Raw genomic sequence first — 22,428 nt, 5'->3', positions numbered from 1 at the left:
AGAGTCGAGCCATGCTCGACTCATGAAAAGCAGTCGAACATGGCTCGACTCTACAGAGACACAGAGCGCCTCTACACGGCGCTGTGCAATCCGCGATCGGCTTCATGGCGCTGCAGCGCCAGTTCGATCAGGCGCGTGATCAGCGTGGTGTAGTCCACACCGCTGGCGCCCCACAGCTTCGGGTACATGCTGATGCGGGTGAAGCCCGGCAGCGTGTTGACCTCGTTGATGACGATCTCGCCGTCTGCGGTGAGGAACACATCCACGCGCGCCATGCCCGCACACTCCAGCGCCTGGTAGGCCCGCAGCGCGATCTGCTGGATACGTGCCTGGGTTGCAGCATCGATGTCCGCCGGCACCACCACCTCGGCGCCATCCTCGTTGATGTACTTGGTGTCGTAGGCGTAGAACTCGTCGTGCACCACCACCTCGCCGCACAGGCTGGCCTGCGGCTGTTCGTTGCCCAGCACCGCGCACTCGATCTCACGGCCGACCACCGCCGATTCGACCAGCACCTTGTGGTCGTAGCGCAGCGCCAATGCCAGTGCCGCGGCGAAGCCCGCTGCATCCTTGACCTTGCTCACACCCACCGACGAACCCTGGTTTGCCGGCTTCACGAACAGCGGCAGGCCGAGCTGCGCGATCACCGCATCGACATCGACGTCAGCGGCCTGGTGACGCCTGATGCACAGCCACGGCGCAACCTTCAGCCCGGCGTCGCGCAGCAGGCGCTTGGTCACGTCCTTGTCCATCGCCACCGCCGAGCCCAGCACCGGCGAACCGACGAAGGGCAGGTTGGCCATGCGCAGCAGCCCCTGCAGCGCACCGTCCTCGCCCAGCGGCCCGTGCACGATCGGCAGCACCACATCGATCTGGCCCAGCGCGCTGGCCGCATCGGAGGGCTGCAGCTGTGCCTGTTCCACACCCGGGCGCACCGCCAGCGACGTACCGGACCGATGCAGCGCGATGCGCGACGGATCATCGGCATTGATCAGGAAGGTATCCGGCTGGCTCAGATGCCACTGGCCCTGCTTGTCGATACCGACCAGCACCGGCTCGAAGCGCTCGCGATCAAGCGCATCGAGGATGTTCTTCGCCGACTGCAGCGAAACTTCGTGCTCGGAGGACTTGCCCCCGAAGATGATGCCGACCCGGGTCCGTGCCATGGTGTTGCGATGTCCTGTGCGTTGCGTGGCCGTACAGCATGAACCTTCCATTGCCGCTCAGGTGAGGCACAGATGAACCGCCTGGCGGCCGGCTCGAGTAGCGGCCAACCCTGGTTGGCACCCCCGGAAACCCAGCGCCGACCAAGGTCGGCATCCACCAACGCGAGATGCCATCAGCATTGGGGTCAGAGCCCGTTGCGCAGCAACGGGATCCGACCCCAGTCGTTCCGGCAGATCGCAGGAACCTGTCGAAGGCGGGGTGGGGCCGGTTGCGGGGGCGTGAGCCGCATGGATGCGGCGACCGAGCTTACATGGGTGAGGGCGCTTTGCTTGCGAAGCACTGCTTCGCAAGCGCCCGAACGCACAGCCGCCAGCGGCTGGGCCGGGCCCCGGAGGGGGACTTGCAGCGGCCCCCGCAACCGAACCCACCCCGCCTCTCCACAGGAAGCCAGCCTTTGATGTTGCTCTGGCAGTGGCATCTGCGGGTGCCGGGCGGCAGCCCGGCCCAAGCTCCCCACCCACGCAGGTAGAATGCGCACATGGCTCTCTCCCTGCTCAAGTCCCTCAAGCCGGTCGCTGGCCGCGCCCTGCAGATCGCCCTGAACCGCGCGCTGGCGCTGGATCCGGATACCCGCCACGCGCTGGCCAGTCTGGATGGCCGGCACATCGACCTGACCCTGGAAGCGCCGTCGCTGGCCATGCGCATCAGCGTCGACGGTGATGCAGTGCGGGTCGGCCCGGTGGACGCGCAGGAAGCCGACCTGGCCGTGCGCAGCAGCCTGGCCGGCGTGCTGGCGCAGCTGCCGCTGCTGGCCAACGCACGGCGCGGCGACAACAACGGCAAGGGTCGCGTGCGCGTGGCCGGTGATGCCGAACTGGCGCGTCGCCTGCAGCAGCTCGCCAAGGGCTTCGACCCGGACTGGCAGCAGCCCTTCGTCAGCGTGTTCGGCGAGGTGCTGGGCGTGCAGGTGGCCAACACCCTGCGCGGTGCCCTTCAGCACGCGCGCCAGGGCGCGATCGACCTGGCCCACAGCGCCGCCGAGTTCATCACCGAGGAATCGCGTGACGTGGTGCCGCGCGCCGAGCTGGATGCCTTCCACGACGATGTGGACGTGCTGCGCGATGACGTCGAACGCCTCGGTGCCCGTGTGCAGCGTCTGCGGGGTGCCGCATGAAGGCCGTGCTGCGTGCCAGCCGCATCGGCCGGGTGATCCTGCGTTACCGCCTCGACGACCTGTTGCAGGGCACTCCCGCCGAGCGCTGGCTGCGCCTGGCCAAGCCGTTCGTGCCGCGCGCCTCGGCCGACATCGCTGCTCAGTCGCGCGGTGCACGCCTGCGCCTGGCACTGCAGGATCTGGGCCCGATCTTCGTCAAGTTCGGCCAGATCCTGTCCACCCGCCGCGACCTGGTGCCGCCGGATGTGGCCAATGAACTGACCCTGCTGCAGGACCGGGTCAAGCCGTTCGATGGTGAGACCGCGCGTCGCATCGTCGAGGAAGCGCTGGGCCTGCCGGTCAGCGAGGCCTTCGCCAGCTTCGATACCGAACCGCTGGCCTCGGCCTCGATCGCGCAGGTGCACGCAGCCACGCTGGCCGATGGCCGCCAGGTGGTGGTCAAGGTGCTGCGCCCGGGCATCGAGAAGCAGATCGACGCCGATATCGCGTTGCTCAATTCGCTGGCTGCCCTGGTCGAGCGCACCCACCCGCGCGCCGACAAGATCCGCCCGCGCGAAGTGGTGGCCGAAGTCGAGAACACCCTGGCTGCCGAGCTGGACCTGCAGCGCGAAGGCGCCAATGCCAGCGTGCTGCGCCGCTTCTGGGAAAACAGCGACGATCTGTACGTGCCGGAAGTGATCTGGAGCCACACCGCCGAGCGGGCACTGACCCTGGAACGCGTGTGGGGCATCCCGTCCGATGACATCGCCGCACTGGACAAGGCCGGCATCGACCGCAAGGCGCTGGCCGCCAAGGGCGTGCGGGTGTTCTACACCCAGGTGTTCCGCGACAACTTCTTCCACGCCGATGCGCACGCCGGCAACATCTGGGTCGACACCGATCCGGCGCGCCGCGCCAACCCGCGTTTCATCGCGCTGGACTTCGGCATCATGGGCCAGCTCTCGCAGGAAGATCAGTACTACCTGGCCGAGAACTTCATGGCCATCTTCAACCGCGATTACCGCCGCATCGCCGAACTGCACGTGCAGGCGCGCTGGATGCCGGACAACGTGCGCATCGATGACCTCGAGGCCGCCGTGCGTTCGGTGTGCGAGCCGTACTTCACCCGGCCGCTGTCGCAGATCTCGCTGGCCGAAGTGCTGATGAAGCTGTTCCGCGTGGCCCAGCGTTACCAGCTGACCCTGCAGCCGCAGCTGATCCTGCTGCAGAAGACCCTGCTGAACATCGAAGGCGTCGGCCGCCAGCTCGACCCGCAGATCGACATCTGGGCGGTGGCCAAGCCGGTGCTGGCGAAGATCCTGCGCGAGCGTTACAGCCCGCGCCGGGTGGTACGCGAGATCGGCAAGCGCCTACCGGAAATCATGACCCATGCGCCGGACATGCCGCGCCTGGTGCACGCCTGGCTGACCCAGCAGGTGGAAGGCCGCCACGAACTGTCGATGCGTTCGCGCGACCTGGCCGCACTGGATGCCAGCGTGCAGCGCCTGCAGAAGCATGCGGTCGGCGCGATCACCGGTGTCGGCCTGCTGGCCATCGCTGCACTGATGTATGTGCTGCAGCCGCCGGGCTGGTACTGGGGCGACGTGCCGGCGTGGAGCTGGCTGTCCGGTGCGCTCGGCGCAGTGGCGCTGCTGCGCGCGTGGTGGAAGTAGGCCCCATGCTGCAGGCACTCAAGGACGAACTGATCCGCTTCGGCGCCGACAACGACGCACGCGAAAGCGAGCGCGGCCGACGCATGCTCAACATCACGCCCGACACCGGTGAATTCCTGTCGGTGCTGGTGCGCTTCGGCAACGCTCGCCGGGTGCTGGAAATCGGTACGTCCAACGGCTATTCCACGCTGTGGCTGGCCGAGGCAGCCACAGCCATCGACGGCCACGTGACCACGCTGGAGTACGCCGACGACAAGGTGGCGATGGCGCGAGCCACGTTTGCACGGAGTGGCCTGGGTGATCGCATCAGCCTGGTCCATGGCGATGCCGGGCTCTGGCTGGCGCAGGCCGCCGATGCCTGCATCGACCTGCTGTTCCTCGATTCGGACCGCGGGCAGTACGCCGGCTGGTGGCCGCAGCTGCGCCGCGTGCTGCGTCCCGGTGGCCTGCTGGTGGTGGACAACGCCACTTCGCATGCAGGACAGATGGAGCCGCTGCGTGCGCTGCTGGACGCTGATCCGGACTTCAGCACCAGCCTGGTGCCGGTGGGCAATGGCGAGCTGCTGGCCGTGCGCAGCGCCTGACCGCTCTACAGGTAGGTGCCAACCTTGGTTGGCACGCTGTTGCCGGCCGCTGGCCGGCAACCGCAGCCATCCGACTGCCCGGAGACAGCCGGCCAGCGGCCGGCTCTACCCCATTCAGTGCCCAGCCCCGATAATCCTGCCGTGAGCACCGAACCCGATACCCTCGCCGCGGTCGAGACCGACACCGCGCCCCTGCAGCTGCTGCACCTGGATGAGCGCCTGGCCGTGGTCAACAAGCCTGCCGGGCTGATGGTCCACGACAGCAAGCTGGCCCGTGGCGAAGACGACTTCCTGGCCGACCGCCTGCGCGAGCAGCTGGGCCGCCCGATCTTCCTCGTGCATCGCCTGGACCGGGCCACCAGTGGCTGCCTGCTGCTGGCCTTCGACCGCGATACCGCCAGTGCGCTGGGCAAGGCCCTGATGGGCGGCGAAGTGCTGAAGGACTACCTGACGGTCTGCCGGGGCTGGCCGGCCGAGCTCACCTGGCAGGTCGATCATGATCTGGACGGCGGCCCGGGCAAGCCGGTGAAAAAGCCGGCGATCACCGACTTCCAGCGCCTGGCCACCGGCGAGCTGTCGGTGCCGGTCGGTGAATTCACCAGCTCGCGCTACGCACTGCTGCGCTGCCAGCCGCAGACCGGACGCTTCCGGCAGATCCGCCGACACCTCAAGCACCTCTCGCATCACATGATCGGCGACACCAGCCACGGCGATGGTCGCCACAACCGCATCTTCCGCATGCAGGGCGTGCACCGCATGCTGCTGCACGCCGAGCGCCTGCGCTTCCCGCATCCGGACGGTGGCACGGTGGACGTGCGTGCGCCGTTGGACGGCGGGTTCCAGAAGGCGCTGGACCTGTTCGGCTGGCGGGTGGATACCGTTTGACGGTCGTGCCGGCCGCTGGCCGGCAGCTACGCGATTCCAGATGTACTGGGGAGCCGGCCAGCGGCCGGCACTACCTCATTTCTTTTCCGGCTCGTTGACGATCGCTTCCAGATCCTTCTGCAGGTCCGCGAACAGCGGCTGCATGCGCGCCTGGATCGCCACCATCACGTTCTGCATCAGCGCCGGGGTCTTGTCCAACAGGCTCTGGCCGGCCGCGCTCTCGTAGAACTCGGCCATCGCCAGCACGTCTTCCTTGCTGAAGGTCTTCTTGTACAGGTCCACGTACATCGGCCGCAGCTGCTGCCAGGACAGGGCCTGGCGCAGGGTCTGGCTGGTCCGCGCCTGGATCCGCTTCAGCTGCTCCTGCTGCTGGGCGTTGAGCTGGCGCTGCGCGGCCACCTGCTGGAACTGCTGCTGCTGCATCGCCTCGATCTGCGGCAGCATGGTGTCGATCATGCTCTGCGCGCGCGAGGCCGACAGCAGGCGGTTGATGTCGCCATCGGTCGGCGGCGCGGCCAGGGCCGGAACGCTGGCCACGGCCAGCGCCAGCAGCAGGGCGGCGCGGCGCAGCAGGGACGGCAGGGCGGGTGCGGTGCGGGTCATGCGGGGCTTCCTGCAGTACATGGGACGGCCAGCATACCCGCAGCCAAGGCGAAGGCGGCGTGTTCGGTACCTGATCGGCGGCATACGGGGCGCGATGCCGCACTCCGGCACGTGGCTGCCGCTACAATGCGCGGATGGGCAGTGGACCGGTCACCATCAGCGCGCAGCTTGAAATCCCCGACGGCGAGATCGTCGAGCGGTTCGTGCGTGCCAGTGGCGCCGGTGGCCAGAACGTCAACAAGGTCTCCACCGCGGTGGAACTACGTTTCGATGTGGCCAACTCGCCCTCGTTGCCCGAACCGTTGCGCGCGCGCCTGCTGGCGCGGCGTGACCGGCGCATGACCGGCGAAGGCGTGCTGGTCATCGACGCGCAACGTTTCCGGACCCAGGATCGCAATCGCGAGGATGCGCGCGATCGGCTGGCGGCCTTCATCCAGGCCGGGCTGAGCGTGCCCAAGCCGCGCAAGGCCACCAAGCCGACCCTCGGGTCGAAACTGCGTCGTCTGGACGCCAAACGCGGGCGCGCGCAGATCAAGCGCGGGCGCTCATCACGTGACTGGGAGTGATTGCTTGAACAACCCGACTTCGTTGCTGCCGGCCGTGCCGCCGCAGATGCCGCAGGTCAAACCCAACGCCTTCCTGCGCTGGCTGGCGCGCTGCACCCTGCGCATGGGCGGCTGGAAGGTGACCGGTACCCTGCCTGACATCCCCAGGCTGGTCTTCATCATCGCCCCGCATTCGTCCAACTGGGATGGCCTGTGGGGCATGGCCGCGAAGATTGCGCTGGGCATGAAGGTGAAGGTGCTGGGCAAGGCATCGCTGTTCTGGTGGCCGCTCGGCCCGCTGCTGCACAAGCTGGGCGTGATCCCGCTGGACCGAAGCTCGCCGCAGGGCACCGTCGGCCAGGCCGTGGACCTGCTGCGCAACAACGAGAAGATGTGGTTCGCCATTACGCCCGAGGGCACCCGCAAGGCGGTGAAGGACTGGAAGGCCGGCTTCCTGAAGATCGCGCGGATGGCCGACGTGCCGATCCTGGCCGCGTATTTCCACTACCCGGAGAAGACCATCGGCATCGGCCCGCTGTTCACGCCGACCGGCGATGACGCCGCCGACATGGCGGCCATCCGCGAGTTCTACCGGCCCTGGATCGGCAAGACCCGCGGTACGGTCTGAGCCGGCCGCAGGCTGCCGCATAGACGCCACGTCCGGCACATGCCGGGCGAGCGCGACAGGAGTAGGGTGGAGGGCTGGTATCCCGTACCGTCTGCCCAAGGAGTGTTTTACATGTCGCGTACCGTAGTCCTGGCCGCCGCCATCAGCCTGGCGCTGGCGGCCTGTTCCGGCAAGGAGTCCACCCCCGTGTCCGATGCCCAGAAAGCCCCGGCCCAGCAGCCGGCCGAAGCCTCCACCAATCCGCTGCTGAGCGCCAGCACGCTGCCGTTCCAGGCGCCGCAGTTCGACAAGATCAAGGACAGCGACTACCTGCCGGCGTTCGAAGAAGGCATGCGCCAGCACCTGGCCGACGTGCGCAAGATCGCTGACAGCAGCGAGCCGGCCACCTTCGACAACACCATCGTGGCGATGGAGCGCAGCGGCGAGACGCTGAACCGCGTGTCGCGCATCTTCTTCGGCCTGGTCCAGGCCGATACCAACGATGCGCGCCAGAAGATCCAGGAAGACGTGGCGCCGAAGCTGGCCGCGCACCAGGACGAGATCAATCTCGATCCGAAGCTGTTCGCGCGTGTGAAGTCGCTGTACGACCAGCGTGACACGCTGGAGCTGGACCCGGTGCAGAAGCGCCTGGTCGAGCACTACTACGATGGCCTGGTGCGCGCCGGTGCGCAGCTGTCCGACGCCGACAAGGCGAGCCTGCGCAAGCTCAACGTGGAAGAAACCACCCTTTCTACCCAGTTCCACACCCGCCTGGTGGCGGCCACCGCCGCTGCGGCCGTTGTCGTCGACGACAAGGCCAAGCTGGCCGGCCTGGACGAGAATGCGATCAACAATGCCGCCAATGCAGCCAAGGATCGCAAGCTGGATGGCAAATTCCTGCTGCCGCTGCAGAACACCACCCAGCAGCCGGTGCTCGGCTCGCTGAGCGACCGCGACCAGCGTGCCGCCGTGCTGAAGGCTTCGGAAACCCGCGCCGAGCGTGGCGATGCCAACGACACCCGGCAGACCGTGCAGCGCCTGGCCCAGCTGCGTGCGCAGAAGGCCAAGCTGCTCGGCTTCGACACCTTCGCCGACTACCAGCTGGGCGACCAGATGGCCAAGACCCCGGCCGCCGCGCTCAAGCTGCTGACCGACACCGTGCCGGCCGCCACCGCCAAGGCGCGCGCCGAGGCCGGCGAGATCCAGAAGGTGATCGACGCGCAGAAGGGTGGTTTCCAGGTCGCTGCCTCGGACTGGGACTTCTACGCCGAGCAGGTGCGCAAGGCCAAGTACGATCTGGACGAGTCGCAGATCAAGCCGTACTTCGAACTGGACAACGTGCTGCAGAACGGCGTCTTCTACGCCGCCACCCAGCTGTACGGCATCACCTTCAAGCCGCGTACCGACATTCCGACCTACAACCCGGACATGAAGGTGTACGAAGTGTTCGACAAGGACGGCACCTCGCTGGCCCTGTTCTACACCGACTACTTCAAGCGTGACAGCAAGTCCGGCGGTGCCTGGATGGACGTGTTCGTCGAGCAGGACGGCCTGACCGGTGCCAAGCCGGTGGTCTACAACGTCTGCAACTTCACCAAGCCGGCCGCCGGCCAGCCTGCGCTGATCAGCTTCGACGACGTCACCACCATGTTCCATGAGTTCGGCCATGCGCTGCACGGCATGTTCTCGAACGTGAAGTACCCGTCGATCGCCGGTACCGCCACCTCGCGTGATTTCGTCGAGTTCCCGTCGCAGTTCAACGAGCACTGGGCGCTGGATCCGAAGGTGTTCGCCAACTACGCCAAGCACTACAAGACCGGCGAGGCGATGCCGCAGGAACTGGTCGACAAGATCCTCAAGGCACGCAGCTTCAACCAGGGCTACGCGACCACCGAGTACCTGTCGGCCGCACTGCTCGACCTGGCCTGGCACACGCAGAAGGCCGATGCGCCGCTGCAGGATGTCGGCGCCTTTGAAGCCAGCGCGCTGAAGAAGTTCAAGGTCGACCTGCCGCAGGTGCCGCCGCGCTACCGCACCACCTACTTCGATCACATCTGGGGTGGCGGTTACTCGGCCGGTTACTACGCCTACTTCTGGGCCGAAGTGCTGGACCATGACGCCTACCAGTGGTTCACCGAACACGGTGGCCTGACCGCGGCCAACGGCCAGGAGTTCCGCGACAAGATCCTCTCGCGCGGCAACAGCGTGGAGCTGTCGACCCTGTACCGCGATTTCCGCGGCAAGGACCCGTCGGTGGAACCGCTGCTGAAGTTCCGCGGGCTGAAATAAGAAACAGAAAACGGCGGGGGCAACCCCGCCGTTTTTCTTTGTGTAGCGTCGAGCTTGCTCGACGGTCTTTCCACGAAAAGCCAGTCGAGCAAGCTCGACTCTACACAAGCGGCTTACGTCCCCACGTGCACCCGGTTCGCCTGCTCGGCCAGGCCCAGGTGATCGAGCGCGATATCCAGCGCCAGCACATAACTCTGCGCGCCATACCCAGCAGCGATGCCCAGCCGCTGACCGACACCCGCCGGCAGGCACGGCTCGGCCACTGCACCGTCGTCATGCACTTCCACATAGGCGTTGTGCAGGTAGGGCAGCAGGCGCTGCAGGCGCAGGCTGTTGGCACATGCACCCGGGTCAAGCAGGGTCACCTCGCCGCGGCTGTGGTCGGCCACGCGCAGGGCGTCCAGCAGTTCCTGTTCCGAACCACAGGCACGGATCGCCACGCTGGTACCGGCGTCGATCGCGCGATGCACCAGTGACTTCAGGACCGGTGCCGGCAGCGGCATCGCGGTGCGGATCAGGGCACCGGCCGCTTCCGGGCCACGGATGATGAAGATCGACATGGCTCAGCCCTCCTGTGCCAGACGGCGGCCGACAATGGCCAGCGACAATGGATACCCGGCCTGCTGGCTGCGCTGGTCCACCACCACCGCGGTGGGGCCATGCTGCAGGCGCAGGCGTGCATCCAAGCCGGGCTCGCTGGGGGCCTGCAGCTCGATGTACTGCGCCGGCAGCCGTTCCAGCGCCGCCTGCAGCGCGCCACCTTCGGCCTGCCATTGCGCCTCGTCGGCGGCGCCGACATCCAGCAGTACCCAGTCGGCCGAGCGCGCCTGCGGCTGGCACAGGCACTGGCGCACTTCGGACAGGCTGGCGCAGTCGCTGCACAGCACGCGATGGCCGCTCAGCTGCGCCGGCAGCTGCGGGCGCGGCGCCGACGAAGACGCGTGGCGGATCACCAGGAGGGTCATACAACACCTTGCGGAATGCGCCCTGTGGCGCGGTGGGCACACGATGCGCGTGCTGCCCGTAAAGGTGCGATGCCCGCGGCCGGGCCGGCGCGTAAAACCTGCGTAACCCGTATTGTAGAGCCGAGCCCATGCTCGGCTGCCGTTACGTAGAGTCGAGCTTGCTCGACTGCTCTGCGCCTCAGTCGAGCAAGCTCGACGCTACAAGAGCAAGCCGGGCATGGGCTCGGCTCTACAGGTTCCAGGCGCGGGAACCTCCTGCGCCCGCATGTGGTCTGATACCGCTACCAACCACCCGGAGCCTGTCATGGATGCTGTTGCCCGTCCTCCCTTTTCCGAACGCGCGCTGGCCTGGCTGAAGAAGGAGGCGCTGCCGCTGCTGGTGATGCTTGGCCTGCTCGCCGCCGCCCGCGATACCCTCGCCAACCACTACGTGGTGCCCAGCGGCTCGATGCAGCCGACCCTGCAGCCCGGCGATCGGGTGGTGGTGGACATGCGCGCCTATGGCCTGCGCCTGCCGTTCACCGGCAAGGAACTGATGTCGACCGGCGTTCCGCAGCGCGGTGAAGTGGCGGTGTTCGATTCACCGGCCGACGGCACCCGCCTGATCAAGCGCGTGGCTGCAGTGGCCGGTGATCATGTGCAGCTGCGCGAAGGCCATCTGAGCATCAACGGCCAGCCGCTGCAGATTGGCGACCTGCAGGACGTGGAGGCCTTCGGCGACCGCCATGCCAGCCTCGACCTGGACATGGGCGGCGGCCCGGACATCGCTGACCTGGTGGTGCCGGCCGGCAAGGTACTGGTGCTGGGTGACCACCGTGGCAACAGCTTCGACGGTCGCTTCTTCGGCTTCGTTGACGCCGACAAGCTCTACGGCCGCGCCGTGGCGGTGTACTACCGTCGTGGCGACGGTTTCGAGTGGCAGCGTCTGTAAGCTGAATTGATACTTCTTATGTATCAATCCTGACCTACCAGGTTATGGATCGACTGGATCGACGGGCCTAGTCTGAGGCCCGTTCCCTCCCACGCTTGGCCGCCCCACCGGCCCATCGATCCCATGACTGGCGAAACCGCGGCGGCCGTCGAACGCCGCCCCCCCACTGTCGATCCCATCGCCGAGACCCGCATCCAGCAGGGCACGCCAGCCTTCCGCCGCACCGCGCTGGCGCTGTTCCTGGCCGGCTTTTCCACCTTCGGCCTGCTGTACACCGTGCAGCCGCTGCTGCCGGAGTTCAGCCGTCATTTCGGTGTGTCCGCCGCCGGCAGCGCGATGTCGCTGTCGTTGACCACCGGCACGCTGGCAGTGGCGATGCTGCTGGCCGGCCTGCTCTCCGACGCGGTTGGCCGCCGCCCGATGATGATCGCCGCGCTGCTGGCCTCGGCCACGCTGTCGCTGTGCACGGCACTGGTGGATGACTGGACCACGCTGCTGGTACTGCGCACCCTGCTCGGCCTGGCGTTGAGCGGCGTGCCGGCAGTGGCGATGACCTACCTGGTCGAGGAAATGGACAGCCGCGCGCTGGGCCTGGCGATGGGCCTGTACATCGGCGGCAACGCCATCGGTGGCATGAGCGGGCGCCTGCTGGCCGGCATCATCGCCGACCACTGGGGCTGGCGCTGGGGCATCGGCGTCGTCTCGATCATCGCCATCGCCAGTACCGTCCTGCTCTGGCTGCAGCTGCCGCCGTCGCGCCACTTCCACCCGCGCCGCGATGGCCTGCGCCAATTGCCGTCGCGCTGGCGCACGCTGTTCGCCGACCCGGGCCTGCCGTGGCTGTTCGCTACCTCGTTCGTGCTGATGGGCGTGTTCGTCACCCTCTACAACTATCTCGGCTATCACCTGCTGGCGCCGCCGTACCACCTCAGCCAGACCGTGGTGGGGCTGATCTTCAGCGTATACCTGGTTGGTACCTTCAGTTCGGCGTGGATGGGCCAGCAGGCCACGCGCTACGGGCGCGGTCGCATCCTGTCGATCTCGTTCGCACTGATTGGTGCCGGCATCGTGCTGTTGGCGATGCCGTGGCTGAGCACGATGGCACTCGGTATCGCGCTGGTGACGTTCGGCTTCTTCGGCGGTCACTCGGTGGCCAGCAGCTGGGTCGGCAGCCGCGCTGGCGCGATGCGCGCCGAAGCCTCGGCGCTGTACCTGTTCGCCTACTACCTGGGTTCGAGCGTGCTCGGTGGTGTAGGCGGCCTGGCCTATGCAGCGTGGGATTGGCTGGGCGTGTGCCTGTTCGCCGCCGTGCTGACCCTGATCGGCGGTGGCATCGTCTGGGCGCTGCAGCAGCGCGCCCCTCAGCCGGTGACGGCGTGAACCTGCTCTGGTAGATGCCGACCTTGGTCGGCGCCGTGGCCGTGGGCCAACCAAGGTTGGCCGCTACCGGGTGGGTTGCACCTCACCCTTCCGCGAACGCCTCGCGCAGCAGACCAGCAAAATTGCGGATCAGCGGCGTCACACCCTCGCGATGCCACGCCAGCTGCACTTCCGAATGCGCACCGGCATCGGCCAGCGCTACGAAGCGCGCGCCTTCCACCCGGATGTGATCGCAGGACGACGGCAGGATCGCCGCACCCAGGCCAGCAGCGGCCAGACTGATCAGCGTTGACGCCTCACCGGCCTCCTGCACGATACGCGGGGTGAAGCCCGCCGCCGCACACAACGCGATCATGTGGTCATGGATGCCCGCACCGGCACTGCGCCGGAATGCTACGAACGGCTCCTGCGCGAAGTCGCGCAGCGACAGCGTGCCCTGTTTCGAGAGCCTGCGCAGGGCAGGGTGATCGGCATGCACGATCAACGCCAGCGGATCGACGAACAGGCTGTGCGCCACCAGTTCCGGCGGCAACGCGCGCTTGCGGATGATGCCCACGTCCAGGCTGCCATCGAGCAGCGCATCGATCTGCTGCAGGGTGTTCATCTCGCTCAGCTGCAGCCGCACCTGCGGGTACTGCTGGCGGTAGCGCAGGATCGAACGCGGAATCTGCGGCGACAGCGGCGTGGCGCGGGTCAGCCCGATACGCAGCTCACCCTGCTCGCCGCGCTGCGCGCGCTGCACCTCGTCCACCGCCGTTTCCACCTGCTGCACGATGGCGCGTGCACGTTCCTGCAGCAGCTCACCGGCAGGCGTCAGCTGCACACGACGATGGCTGCGCACGAACAGGCGCGCACCGATCAGATCTTCCAGCTGGCGGATCTGCTGGCTGAGCGGCGGCTGCGACATACCCAACCGCTCCGCCGCCTGTCCGAAGTGCAGCGTATCGGCAACGGCAAGGAAGTAACGCAGATGGCGGAGTTCGATGGACATGGGGCCAGTTTATTCATCGCCAGCCGGAAATGGGGTCAGAGCCCGTTGCGCAGCAACGGGATCCGACCCCGACAGATCGCGGGAATCTGTCAGAGGCGGGGCGGTGTGGGTGGGCAGGACCGTTGGCGCCATGGATGGCGCCATCGAGCCCCCATGGATGGGTTTACGGCGTGTCCTGACCACCCACACCGTCCCGCCATCCACGGATAGCCCGCTTTTGACGTTGCCGTTGCTTCGGCCTCTACGGGTGCAGGGCGCAGCCCTGCCGAACACCCCTCACCGCTCGGAATGCCCGCTCTGGTCGTAATCGCGCGGACTGAACAACTCCGGCTGGATCAGCTCGATGAACGCCCGCGCCTGCGCCGACAACGCCTTGCCACGCCGCACGATCACCCCGTAACTGCGTTCCGGGAACCAGCGCTTCATCGACCGCGCCGCCAGCCGCTCGCGGTCGGCCTCGTTCAGGCACAGCGCCGGCACGATGGAAATGCCCATGCCCATCGCCACGTACTGCTTGATCACCTCCCAGCCGCCCACTTCCAGCGCCACGGTGTAGGCGATGCGGTGGCGCTGGAACACCTGGTCGACCAGCCGGTAGGTGATCTGCCGCTTCGGCGGCAGCACCAGCGGATAGCGCGCAATGTCGGCCAGCTCCAGCTCGCCACCGCTGGCCAGCGGATGGTCGTGCGGCGCGATCAGCACCTGCTCGAAACGGTATGCCGGTGCGTAGCTGAGATCGGCCGGCACATCAGTCATCGAGCCGATCGCCAGGTCGGCGGCATCCTCGCGCAGCAGGTCGGTGCCGTCGGCGCTGATCGCGTTGTGCAGGGTCAGGCGCACGTCCGGATGGTGCAGGCGGAAGCGTTCGACGATCTTCGGCAGCAAGTACAGGATGGTTGAACTGTTGGCGGCGATGTTCAGCTCGCCCGCGTCCAGGCCGCGCACCTTGTCGCGGAAACGCGCCTCCAGCCCATCCAGGTTCTCCACCAGCGGCTGTGCCATCTCGTAGAGCAGCTGGCCCTCGCGGCTGGGCACCAGGCGGCGCCCGCTGCGCTCGAACAACGGCACCCCCAGCTCTCGCTCCAAGGCCTGCAACTGCAGGCTGATGGCCGGCTGGCTGACGAAAAGCGCCTCAGCCGCCCGTGAGACCGAGCCCAGGCGCACGGTCTGGCAGAACGCGCGCAGCGGTTTCAACCGGTCGGATTTGTAGGAAAAACGAGGGCTTGGCGAAGGGCGCGTGGTCATGGCGTCACAAGTATTAGCACAATTTATGTAGAGCATTGCAAAAACTGTTTTGCCAAATACTCGATCCCGGCGGCACCGTGGAGACGTTCCCCCACCGCTGGAGTCGCCCCATGTCCGCCGTCGCTTCCGCTGTTCCCACCCCCGCCGCCAAGGCCACCCCCGGCATCGCCCTGGCGACCCGCGTGGCCGGCCAGGACACCCTGCTGCCGGCGCCGCTGCTGGCCCTGCTGGTGTCGCTGCACCGTGCGGTGGAACCGGGCCGGCAGGCACGGCTGCAGGCACGCCGCGTGCGCCAGGCGTTCTTCGACCAGGGCGGCCTGCCGGACTTCCGCGAGGACACCGCCGCGATCCGCAGCGGCGACTGGCGTGTTGCCCCGCTGCCGGCCGCGCTGCAGGACCGCCGCGTTGAGATCACCGGCCCGACCGACCCGAAGATGGTCATCAACGCGCTGAACTCCGGCGCCAAGGTGTTCATGGCCGACTTCGAGGATTCGACCTCGCCGACCTGGCGCAACCTGCTGGCCGGGCAGCAGTCGCTGGCCGCCGCGGTGCGTGGCGATCTCGAGTACACCGCACCGGCATCCAACGGGAAGGCCGGCAAGCACTACACCTTGCGCCCGTTCGACGAACAGGCGGTGCTGATCGTGCGCCCGCGTGGCTGGCACCTGGACGAGAAGCACGTGCGCATCGATGGCCAGTTCATCGCTGGTGGCCTGTTCGACGCGGCGGTGTTCGCCTTCCACAACGCCCGCACCCTGCAGGCGAAGGACCGCGGCCCGTACTTCTACCTGCCCAAGCTGCAGAGCATGGAAGAGGCGGCGCTGTGGGAGACCGCGCTGTCGCACATCGAAGGCATGCTCGGCCTGCCGCACGGCCAGATCAAGGTGACCGTGCTGATCGAAACGCTGCCGGCGGTGTTCGAGATGGACGAGATCCTGCACGCGCTGCGTGACCGCATCGTCGGCCTGAACTGCGGGCGCTGGGACTACATCTTCTCGTACCTGAAGACCTTCCGCCGCCACGCCGACCGCGTGCTGCCCGAGCGCGGCCAGGTGACCATGACCCAGCCGTTCCTGAAGGCGTATTCGGAGCTGCTGATCCAGACCTGCCATCGCCGTGGTGCGCATGCGATGGGCGGCATGGCCGCGCAGATTCCCATCAACAACGATGCCGCTGCCAACGAGCAGGCGATGGCCCGTGTGCGCGCCGACAAGCTGCGCGAGGTCACTGCCGGCCACGACGGTACCTGGGTGGCACACCCGGCGCTGATTCCGGTGGCGATGGCGATCTTCGACGAACACATGCCCGGTGCAAACCAGCACAGCGTGCTGCGCCAGGATGTGCGCGTCGGCCGCGACGAACTGATCGCGCGGCCGCAGGGCACCATCACCCGTGCCGGCTTTGAGGGCAACGTGGAAGTCTGCGTGCGCTACCTGGCGGCGTGGCTGGATGGCAACGGCTGCGTGCCGATCCACCACCTGATGGAGGACGCGGCCACCGCCGAGATCAGCCGCAGCCAGCTGTGGCAGTGGCTGCATACGCCGGGCCAGCAGCTGGACGATGGCACTGCGATCGATCTGGCGCTGCTGGATTCCACCCTGTCGCAGCTGCCGGCACGGCTGGGCGATACCGCCGCGCTGCCCGGTGGCACACGCATCGGCGAGGCCATCGCCCTGCTCGGCGAACTGAGCCGCGGCGAAGAGCTCACCGATTTCCTGACCCTGCCGGCCTACGCGCGCATCGACTGACCGACTGCCCGCAATCCCGCCGTTTCCCTCCCCGCTGCACGCACGAACCGAACTGGAGAAAGACATGAGCAAGCTGCCCACTGCCGAACAGATCCAGCACGACTGGGATACCAACCCGCGTTGGGAAGGCATCCAGCGCAATTACAGCGCCGCCGACGTGGTGCGCCTGCGCGGCACCGTCCACATCGAGCATTCGCTGGCCCGCCTGGGTGCAGAGAAGCTATGGGCATCGCTGCATGAGCGCGAGTTCGTCAACGCGCTGGGTGCGCTGACCGGCAACCAGGCCATGCAGCAGGTCAAGGCCGGGCTGAAGGCGATCTACCTGTCTGGCTGGCAGGTGGCGGCCGACGCCAACCTGGCCGGGCAGATGTACCCGGACCAGTCGCTGTACCCGGCCGATTCGGTGCCGGCGGTGGTCAAGCGCATCAACAACACGCTGCTGCGCGCCGACCAGCTGCACCACGCCGAAGGCAAGGACGACATCGACTTCCTGCAGCCGATCGTGGCCGATGCGGAAGCCGGTTTCGGCGGCGTGCTCAATGCGTTCGAACTGATGAAGGCGATGATCGAGGCCGGTGCCGCTGGCGTGCATTTCGAAGACCAGCTGGCCTCGGTGAAGAAGTGTGGCCACATGGGCGGCAAGGTGCTGGTGCCGACCCGCGAGGCCATCGAGAAGCTCAACGCTGCGCGCCTGGCCGCCGACGTGCTGGGCGTGCCGACCCTGCTGGTGGCACGTACCGATGCCGAAGCCGCGGATCTGCTGACCAGCGACATCGATGGCAACGACAAGCCATTCGCCACCGGCGAGCGTACCGTTGAGGGCTTCTACAAGACCCGCAACGGCCTGGACCAGGCGATCAGCCGTGGCCTGGCCTATGCGCCCTACGCCGACCTGGTGTGGTGCGAGACCGGCAAGCCGGACCTGGAGTTCGCGCGCAAGTTCGCCGAGGCGATCCATGCGAAGTTCCCGGGCAAGCTGCTGGCCTACAACTGCTCGCCCAGCTTCAACTGGAAGAAGAACCTGGACGACGCCACCATTGCCAAGTTCCAGCGCGAGCTGGGCAGCTACGGCTACAAGTTCCAGTTCATCACCCTGGCCGGCTTCCATGCATTGAACTACGGCATGTTCAATCTGGCCCACGGCTATGCACGTCGACAGATGAGCGCGTTCGTGGAACTGCAGGAAGCCGAGTTTGAAGCGGCCGAGCGTGGCTTCACTGCGGTCAAGCATCAGCGTGAGGTTGGCACCGGCTACTTCGATGCGGTGACCCAGGCGATCCAGCAGGGCCAGTCGTCGACCACCGCATTGACCGGTTCGACCGAGGAAGAGCAGTTCCACGGCGGGCGCAGCGAACGCGCGGCGTGATGCGGAAGTGCCGGCCGCTGGCCGGCAACCACGTGATCCTTCGGGCACCACAGGGAAGCCGGCCAGCGGCCGGCGCTACCGAAGCCTCGAAATCCGATCAGGGTGGCCAGGGAAGGGCCAGACAACGCCGGCCGGTCGGGGGACCTGCCGGCGTTGTTGTATCGATGCAAGGGAGCAGCGCGCAGCCAGCGTCAATCAGGCGCACCCCCGCGTGCCGGCAACTTGGCCGAAAGCCTGTGAAACCCAGCATCGGATTGATCCAGCAGGGGTTTTGCCCGGACACCCGTGACCAGAACGGGCCACCACCGATCTTCACATCAATCAAGATCGGCAGACGGGTCAAAATGAGATAGGGCGCACACTTTAAAGCGGTGCTATGCTCCGCGGCTCACCAGGGGACGCTGGCGGCGGGTGCAGGGAATGACCGGCAGGGGTGCGGCCGAGAACAGTGATGTGACGTCAGGTATCGCCCGGGTGGCGATGGCCGAGATCGTGCACGCGCTGCTGTCCGCTGCCGAGGTCGCATTGTTCGCCAGATATGCCCGTCCATGCAAGCTTCATGCCGGACAGTGGTTGTTCCAGCGTGGCCATCGCGGCGAACGGATGTATGTGATCCTCCAAGGCCAGATCGAACTGGACTTCGGCGAGGACCTGGTGATCAAGACGCTCGGCCAGCATGAGTTCTTCGGTGAGCTTGGCCTGCTGGTCGGCGATCACCTGCGCAGCGCCAGTGCACGCGCGCTGGCCGACTGTGAAGTACTGGAGCTGGGCCCGGCCGACTTCCATCGCCTGGTGGAATCCGATCCCGGCCTGGTCGCCTACTTCCTGCGCCGTACGATCATGCGCGTGCTGACCAACGAGCAGGCGCTGATCAGCCAGCTGCGTCGGCGCAACCACGATCTGGAAACCGCGCTGGACAACCTGTACATCACCACCCACCAGTTGACCCACACCCGTGAACTGGTACGTACCGATGAACTGACCGGGCTGCACAACCGTCGTGGCCTCACCCTGTACCTGCAGGAATGCCGCGCCGATGGCGAAGGGTTGCCGCAGGCACTGCTGCTGATCGACTGCGACCGCTTCAAGCAGATCAATGATCGCCACGGCCACCAGGCCGGCGACCGTGTACTGCAGAGCATGGGCAACATCCTGCGCTCGATGGCCGGCGAACAGGACCTGGCCTGCCGCCTCGGCGGCGATGAGTTCTGCCTGATCCTGCGCCGTGGCAACCATGAGATCGTGCAGCACGCGGCCGAGTTCATCCTCAGCGCGGTGCATGGCCTGCTCGAACGCAGTCATGGCACGCCGCACGTCAGCCTGGTCAGCATCGGTGCCAGCCTGCTGGCGCCGGAGGCGGGCTGGAGCGAGTGGTACGCCAACGCGGACCGCGCGCTGTATCAGGCCAAGCGCGATGGTGGCAACTGCCTGCGCTGGGGCGGCGACTCCGAAAGCGGACAATGAGCAGCAGAGGTGGCAATGGACGGCATTCCGGATTTTCTCCCGATGCAGAGTTCGCAGGTGCGGACTCTGCTGTTCACCGATCTGTGCGATTCGCTGCAGCTGGTCGAGCGGATCGGTGACATTGCCGCCGCTGAGCTGTTCCAGCAGCATGACCGCCTGGTGCTTGGCCTGCAGCAGCGCTGGAACGGCCAGCTGATCGATCGGTCTGACGGATTGTTCATCCTGTTCGAACGTCCCATCGATGGCATCGGCTTTGCTCTGTCCTACCAGAACGCCGTTGATGCACTGGGGCGCGAACGTGGCGTTGTTCTGCGTGCACGCGCCGGCCTGCACGTGGGTGACGTGCTGCTGTGGAACAACAGTGCCGAGGCCGTTGCCCACGGCGCAAAACCGGTGGAGGTGGAGGGCCTGGCCAAGCCCATGGCTGCGCGCCTGATGCAGCTGGCGTGGCCTGGACAGGTCCTGCTGTCCGCGGCCGCCGAACAGATGACGCGTCGGGCAGCCAGCGAACTGCCCTGGGCGGCTGACGAGCTGCGCTGGAAGGATCACGGCTGCTGGCGCTTCAAGGGCATCGGCGAACGCCAGGAAGTATTCGAAGTGGGGTTGCGTGGCAGCGCCCCGCTACGTCGCCCGCGCTCGGGTGAAAAAGCGTGGCGGGATCTGCCGCTGTGGCGTCGCCCAGCGGCGCTGGTGACCGAGGCGGCACTCATGCTGGCGCTATGCGGAGTGCTGTGGACGCTGTTTCGGCCGGCACCGGCCATCGCCTTCGCCGAACGCGACTGGGTGATCGTGGCGGCGGTGCACAACGCCACGGCATATCCCCAGTTGGACAGCAGCCTGGAGCAGGCGCTGTACATCAGCCTGGGGCAGTCGCGTTTCGTCAACATCCTCAGCGAGCTGAAGGTGCGTGACACCCTGCAACTGATGCAGCGGCCTCCGCAGGCGCGGCTGGACCGCAGGCTGGCCATCGAGGTCGCGCTGCGTGACGGAGTTCGTGCGGTACTGATCCCCAGTGTGCTGGAGCTCAATGGCAAAGTACGGGTCAGTGTCGAAGTCGTGGATCCGCGTAGCGGACAGACCGTTTACACACGCTTTGCCGACGGTCGCGGGCTGGATTCGATCCTCGCCTCGACGGATCACGTGGTTGCGGCGCTGCGTACGGACCTTGGCGAAGCGCTTCGTGACGTCGGCGCAGACCAGCGGCCGCTGCCAACCGTGGCTACCGCCAATCTGGACGCACTGCATGCCTATGCCAAGGGCGTCGATGCAACGGCTGCCGCGCGCTATGACGATGCGTTGATGTTCTTCGAGCAGGCGACCCGACTGGATCCTGCCTTTGCCTTCGCCTACGTCGGGCAGATGAACATCCAGCACGCAAAGGGCAATCTGGAGCAGGCCGCGGCGCTGTACCGCAAGGCGGTCAGCCAACGTACGCACCTGACCGCGCGCGACCAGCTCTATCTCGATGCCTGGGCGGCCGATTTCGAAGGGGCACCGCCTGCACGCATCGCTGACAAATGGCGCATGCTGACCGAGTTGTACCCGGACGACCCGGCCGGCTGGATGAACTACTCGATGGTGCAGTTCGCGCAGGGTGACTACGATGGCGCACTGGCCGCGACGCAGCCGCTGCTGGGACGCCAGCATTCGCGCCGTGCATTGGTGCTGGCGTTTGTTGCACGCATCCAATTGGCCCGTGGCGAAGCCTCCGCAGCGGAAGCAGCCCTGCGCGGTGCGCGGCTGCACCCGGGTTGGAACGGCGATGGCATGGAGCCGGTGATTGCCGCATTGGCTGGCGATTTCGACGCGGCCAACGCCGGGTTCACCGCGATGGGGCCACTGGGCCCCGGGACACGCATGGAGCGGGCTGCTGTGCTGACCATGCAGGGTCGCAGCGCTGAAGCTGCGGGCGACATGCAGCAGGCTGCGTCGCAGTGCCCCAGCGCAGGTGGGATGTGTGACATCCTCGCTTTGCAGGCGCTGGCCTGGCGCGCACGGCAAGGCGTTTCCGTGCCGGGGCAGGAGTACCAGCAGGTGCTCGATCGCGCGCTCGCGGCGATCGATCGTGACCAACCTGCACCGGCACGGCGCAACGCATTCATCGCTCTTGCCGCTGCCTACCATGCGCTGCGCGCCGGCCAGGCAACGGTGGTCATGCAGCGAAGGGACGCGCTGCAGGCGCTGCCCGAACGCGACGACGATCCGCGCCTGCGCGAACTGTGGAACCTGCTGCAGGCACGCATGGCCCTGGACGCTGGAGAAACGCTGCGTACACAGCAGTTGTTGGCGCAGCAGCCCCAGGCAAGTTTGTTCCAGTGGCGCGTGCTGCAGTTGGATCTGCTGCGATCCCAGGGTCAGCACGATGCAGCGCAGCGTCAGCAGCGCTGGCTTCAACACCATGCCGGTCTGGCCTTTGCAGAGAACATCGGCGACTACGCACTGCTGCCGTTGAACGTGAACGACGTGCAGCGGCTGGCATTGATGGAGAGTCCCGTGGCCTCTCACAGCAGCCCGGACGCAGCGGCACCCTGATCTTTACTCCTGCTGGAGACCAGGCAAGCCATCCTCGAACAGGAACGGCACATTGAAGGCGGCGCGTGTCCCAAGCAGGGTCCGCATGCGTGATGCGGCCTGGGCGAACTCCATCTTGCTGCCCAGGGACGCCAGTGATGCACGGCAGGCACGCACGGTGTCTTCGTCCGCACCTAGTGCGAGCAGGGCCAGGCCGGGATCCTTGGCAAACTCGGACCGGAAGGCATCATCGCTGGCCAGGCGCTCCAGCAGCTGCTGGACAACGTCGGCGGAAAGGGGGGAAGCAGACATGGGATCAGC

General features: G+C 66.9%; 20 protein-coding genes. 13 read left to right on the top strand and 7 right to left on the bottom strand.

Translation table 11 applies throughout. The features are described 5' to 3' along the window. Positions 1–71: 71 nt before the first annotated feature. On the bottom strand, positions 72–1,166 hold the full coding sequence (gene ddlA, locus N7573_RS11900) for a D-alanine--D-alanine ligase (RefSeq protein ID WP_279913610.1): 1,095 nt from the start codon (positions 1,164–1,166) through the stop codon (positions 72–74). Positions 1,167–1,705: 539 nt separating this feature from the next. Between ddlA and N7573_RS11895 the strand changes: the two genes are divergently transcribed. The 4 genes from N7573_RS11895 (at position 1,706) to N7573_RS11880 (ending at position 5,462) form a co-directional block, all read left to right on the top strand. Beyond that, positions 1,706–2,341 (top strand): SCP2 sterol-binding domain-containing protein, encoded by a 636-nt coding sequence (locus N7573_RS11895; protein ID WP_279913611.1) that lies wholly within the window; start codon positions 1,706–1,708, stop codon positions 2,339–2,341. After that, on the top strand, positions 2,338–3,993 hold the full coding sequence (ubiB, locus tag N7573_RS11890) for a ubiquinone biosynthesis regulatory protein kinase UbiB (protein WP_107431620.1): 1,656 nt from the start codon (positions 2,338–2,340) through the stop codon (positions 3,991–3,993). Before N7573_RS11895 ends, ubiB begins: the two co-directional genes overlap by 4 nt. A gap of 5 nt (positions 3,994–3,998) precedes the next feature. After that, positions 3,999–4,577, top strand: a complete 579-nt coding sequence (locus N7573_RS11885) for an O-methyltransferase (protein ID WP_279913612.1) — start codon at positions 3,999–4,001, stop codon at positions 4,575–4,577. A 141-nt stretch (positions 4,578–4,718) separates the two neighbouring features. Further along, entirely contained in the window at positions 4,719–5,462 is a 744-nt protein-coding gene (locus tag N7573_RS11880) for a pseudouridine synthase (protein ID WP_279913613.1), read from the top strand. 75 nt (positions 5,463–5,537) lie between these two features. Here N7573_RS11880 and N7573_RS11875 read toward each other — a convergent pair whose 3' ends face one another. Next, positions 5,538–6,065: a DUF2059 domain-containing protein gene (locus N7573_RS11875; protein ID WP_010487093.1), complete on the bottom strand. Its 528-nt coding sequence runs from the start codon at positions 6,063–6,065 to the stop codon at positions 5,538–5,540. 134 nt (positions 6,066–6,199) lie between these two features. Here N7573_RS11875 and arfB point away from each other — a divergent pair, with 134 nt between their 5' ends. The 3 genes from arfB to dcp all read left to right on the top strand — a co-directional run bounded on the left by arfB (position 6,200) and on the right by dcp (position 9,506). Beyond that, the gene (arfB, locus tag N7573_RS11870) at positions 6,200–6,631 is read left to right on the top strand and encodes an alternative ribosome rescue aminoacyl-tRNA hydrolase ArfB (RefSeq protein WP_032130467.1); all 432 of its coding nucleotides are present in this window, start codon (positions 6,200–6,202) and stop codon (positions 6,629–6,631) included. A gap of 4 nt (positions 6,632–6,635) precedes the next feature. Continuing rightward, positions 6,636–7,238: a lysophospholipid acyltransferase family protein gene (locus N7573_RS11865; protein WP_032130468.1), complete on the top strand. Its 603-nt coding sequence runs from the start codon at positions 6,636–6,638 to the stop codon at positions 7,236–7,238. Positions 7,239–7,349: 111 nt separating this feature from the next. Beyond that, entirely contained in the window at positions 7,350–9,506 is a 2,157-nt protein-coding gene (gene dcp / locus N7573_RS11860) for a peptidyl-dipeptidase Dcp (RefSeq protein ID WP_107431618.1), read from the top strand. Between the two features lie 113 nt (positions 9,507–9,619). On the opposite strand, the gene N7573_RS11855 is transcribed toward dcp, so the two are convergent. Then, on the bottom strand, positions 9,620–10,066 hold the full coding sequence (locus N7573_RS11855) for a 3-dehydroquinate dehydratase (RefSeq protein ID WP_004153636.1): 447 nt from the start codon (positions 10,064–10,066) through the stop codon (positions 9,620–9,622). Positions 10,067–10,069: 3 nt separating this feature from the next. After that, positions 10,070–10,471, bottom strand: a complete 402-nt coding sequence (locus tag N7573_RS11850) for a hypothetical protein (RefSeq protein ID WP_279911999.1) — start codon at positions 10,469–10,471, stop codon at positions 10,070–10,072. 304 nt (positions 10,472–10,775) lie between these two features. Here N7573_RS11850 and lepB point away from each other — a divergent pair, with 304 nt between their 5' ends. Further along, complete coding sequence (lepB, locus tag N7573_RS11845; RefSeq protein WP_279911998.1) at positions 10,776–11,402, top strand: signal peptidase I; 627 nt, start codon at positions 10,776–10,778, stop codon at positions 11,400–11,402. A 123-nt stretch (positions 11,403–11,525) separates the two neighbouring features. Further along, complete coding sequence (locus tag N7573_RS11840) at positions 11,526–12,782, top strand: MFS transporter (RefSeq protein ID WP_279911997.1); 1,257 nt, start codon at positions 11,526–11,528, stop codon at positions 12,780–12,782. Positions 12,783–12,864: 82 nt separating this feature from the next. Here N7573_RS11840 and N7573_RS11835 read toward each other — a convergent pair whose 3' ends face one another. Both N7573_RS11835 and N7573_RS11830 read right to left on the bottom strand, forming a co-directional pair. Further along, positions 12,865–13,773, bottom strand: a complete 909-nt coding sequence (locus N7573_RS11835) for a LysR family transcriptional regulator (RefSeq protein WP_032956221.1) — start codon at positions 13,771–13,773, stop codon at positions 12,865–12,867. Between the two features lie 276 nt (positions 13,774–14,049). After that, on the bottom strand, positions 14,050–15,018 hold the full coding sequence (locus N7573_RS11830) for a LysR family transcriptional regulator (protein ID WP_024956234.1): 969 nt from the start codon (positions 15,016–15,018) through the stop codon (positions 14,050–14,052). Between the two features lie 110 nt (positions 15,019–15,128). On the opposite strand from N7573_RS11830, the gene aceB reads away from it, so the two are divergent. The 4 genes from aceB (at position 15,129) to N7573_RS11810 (ending at position 22,128) form a co-directional block, all read left to right on the top strand. Continuing rightward, the gene (gene aceB / locus N7573_RS11825; RefSeq protein WP_279911996.1) at positions 15,129–16,766 is read left to right on the top strand and encodes a malate synthase A; all 1,638 of its coding nucleotides are present in this window, start codon (positions 15,129–15,131) and stop codon (positions 16,764–16,766) included. Between the two features lie 64 nt (positions 16,767–16,830). After that, positions 16,831–18,132 (top strand): isocitrate lyase, encoded by a 1,302-nt coding sequence (aceA, locus tag N7573_RS11820; RefSeq protein WP_004153647.1) that lies wholly within the window; start codon positions 16,831–16,833, stop codon positions 18,130–18,132. A gap of 420 nt (positions 18,133–18,552) precedes the next feature. Next, positions 18,553–19,596 carry a GGDEF domain-containing protein gene (locus N7573_RS11815; RefSeq protein ID WP_121503029.1) on the top strand — a complete coding sequence of 348 codons (1,044 nt, stop codon included), beginning with the start codon at positions 18,553–18,555 and terminating at the stop codon, positions 19,594–19,596. A gap of 42 nt (positions 19,597–19,638) precedes the next feature. Further along, the gene (locus N7573_RS11810; RefSeq protein ID WP_279911995.1) at positions 19,639–22,128 is read left to right on the top strand and encodes a putative peptide modification system cyclase; all 2,490 of its coding nucleotides are present in this window, start codon (positions 19,639–19,641) and stop codon (positions 22,126–22,128) included. A gap of 3 nt (positions 22,129–22,131) precedes the next feature. Here the strand turns inward: N7573_RS11810 and N7573_RS11805 are convergent, their stop codons facing one another. Further along, on the bottom strand, positions 22,132–22,419 hold the full coding sequence (locus N7573_RS11805) for an NHLP-related RiPP peptide (protein WP_049462810.1): 288 nt from the start codon (positions 22,417–22,419) through the stop codon (positions 22,132–22,134). Between the last annotated feature and the right edge of the window lie 9 nt (positions 22,420–22,428).

It is taken from the genome of Stenotrophomonas sp. GD04054 (genome assembly GCF_029836955.1).
GTDB classification, from domain to species: Bacteria; Pseudomonadota; Gammaproteobacteria; order Xanthomonadales; family Xanthomonadaceae; genus Stenotrophomonas; species Stenotrophomonas maltophilia_A.
This window is presented reverse-complemented; position numbering and strand designations above follow the sequence as displayed.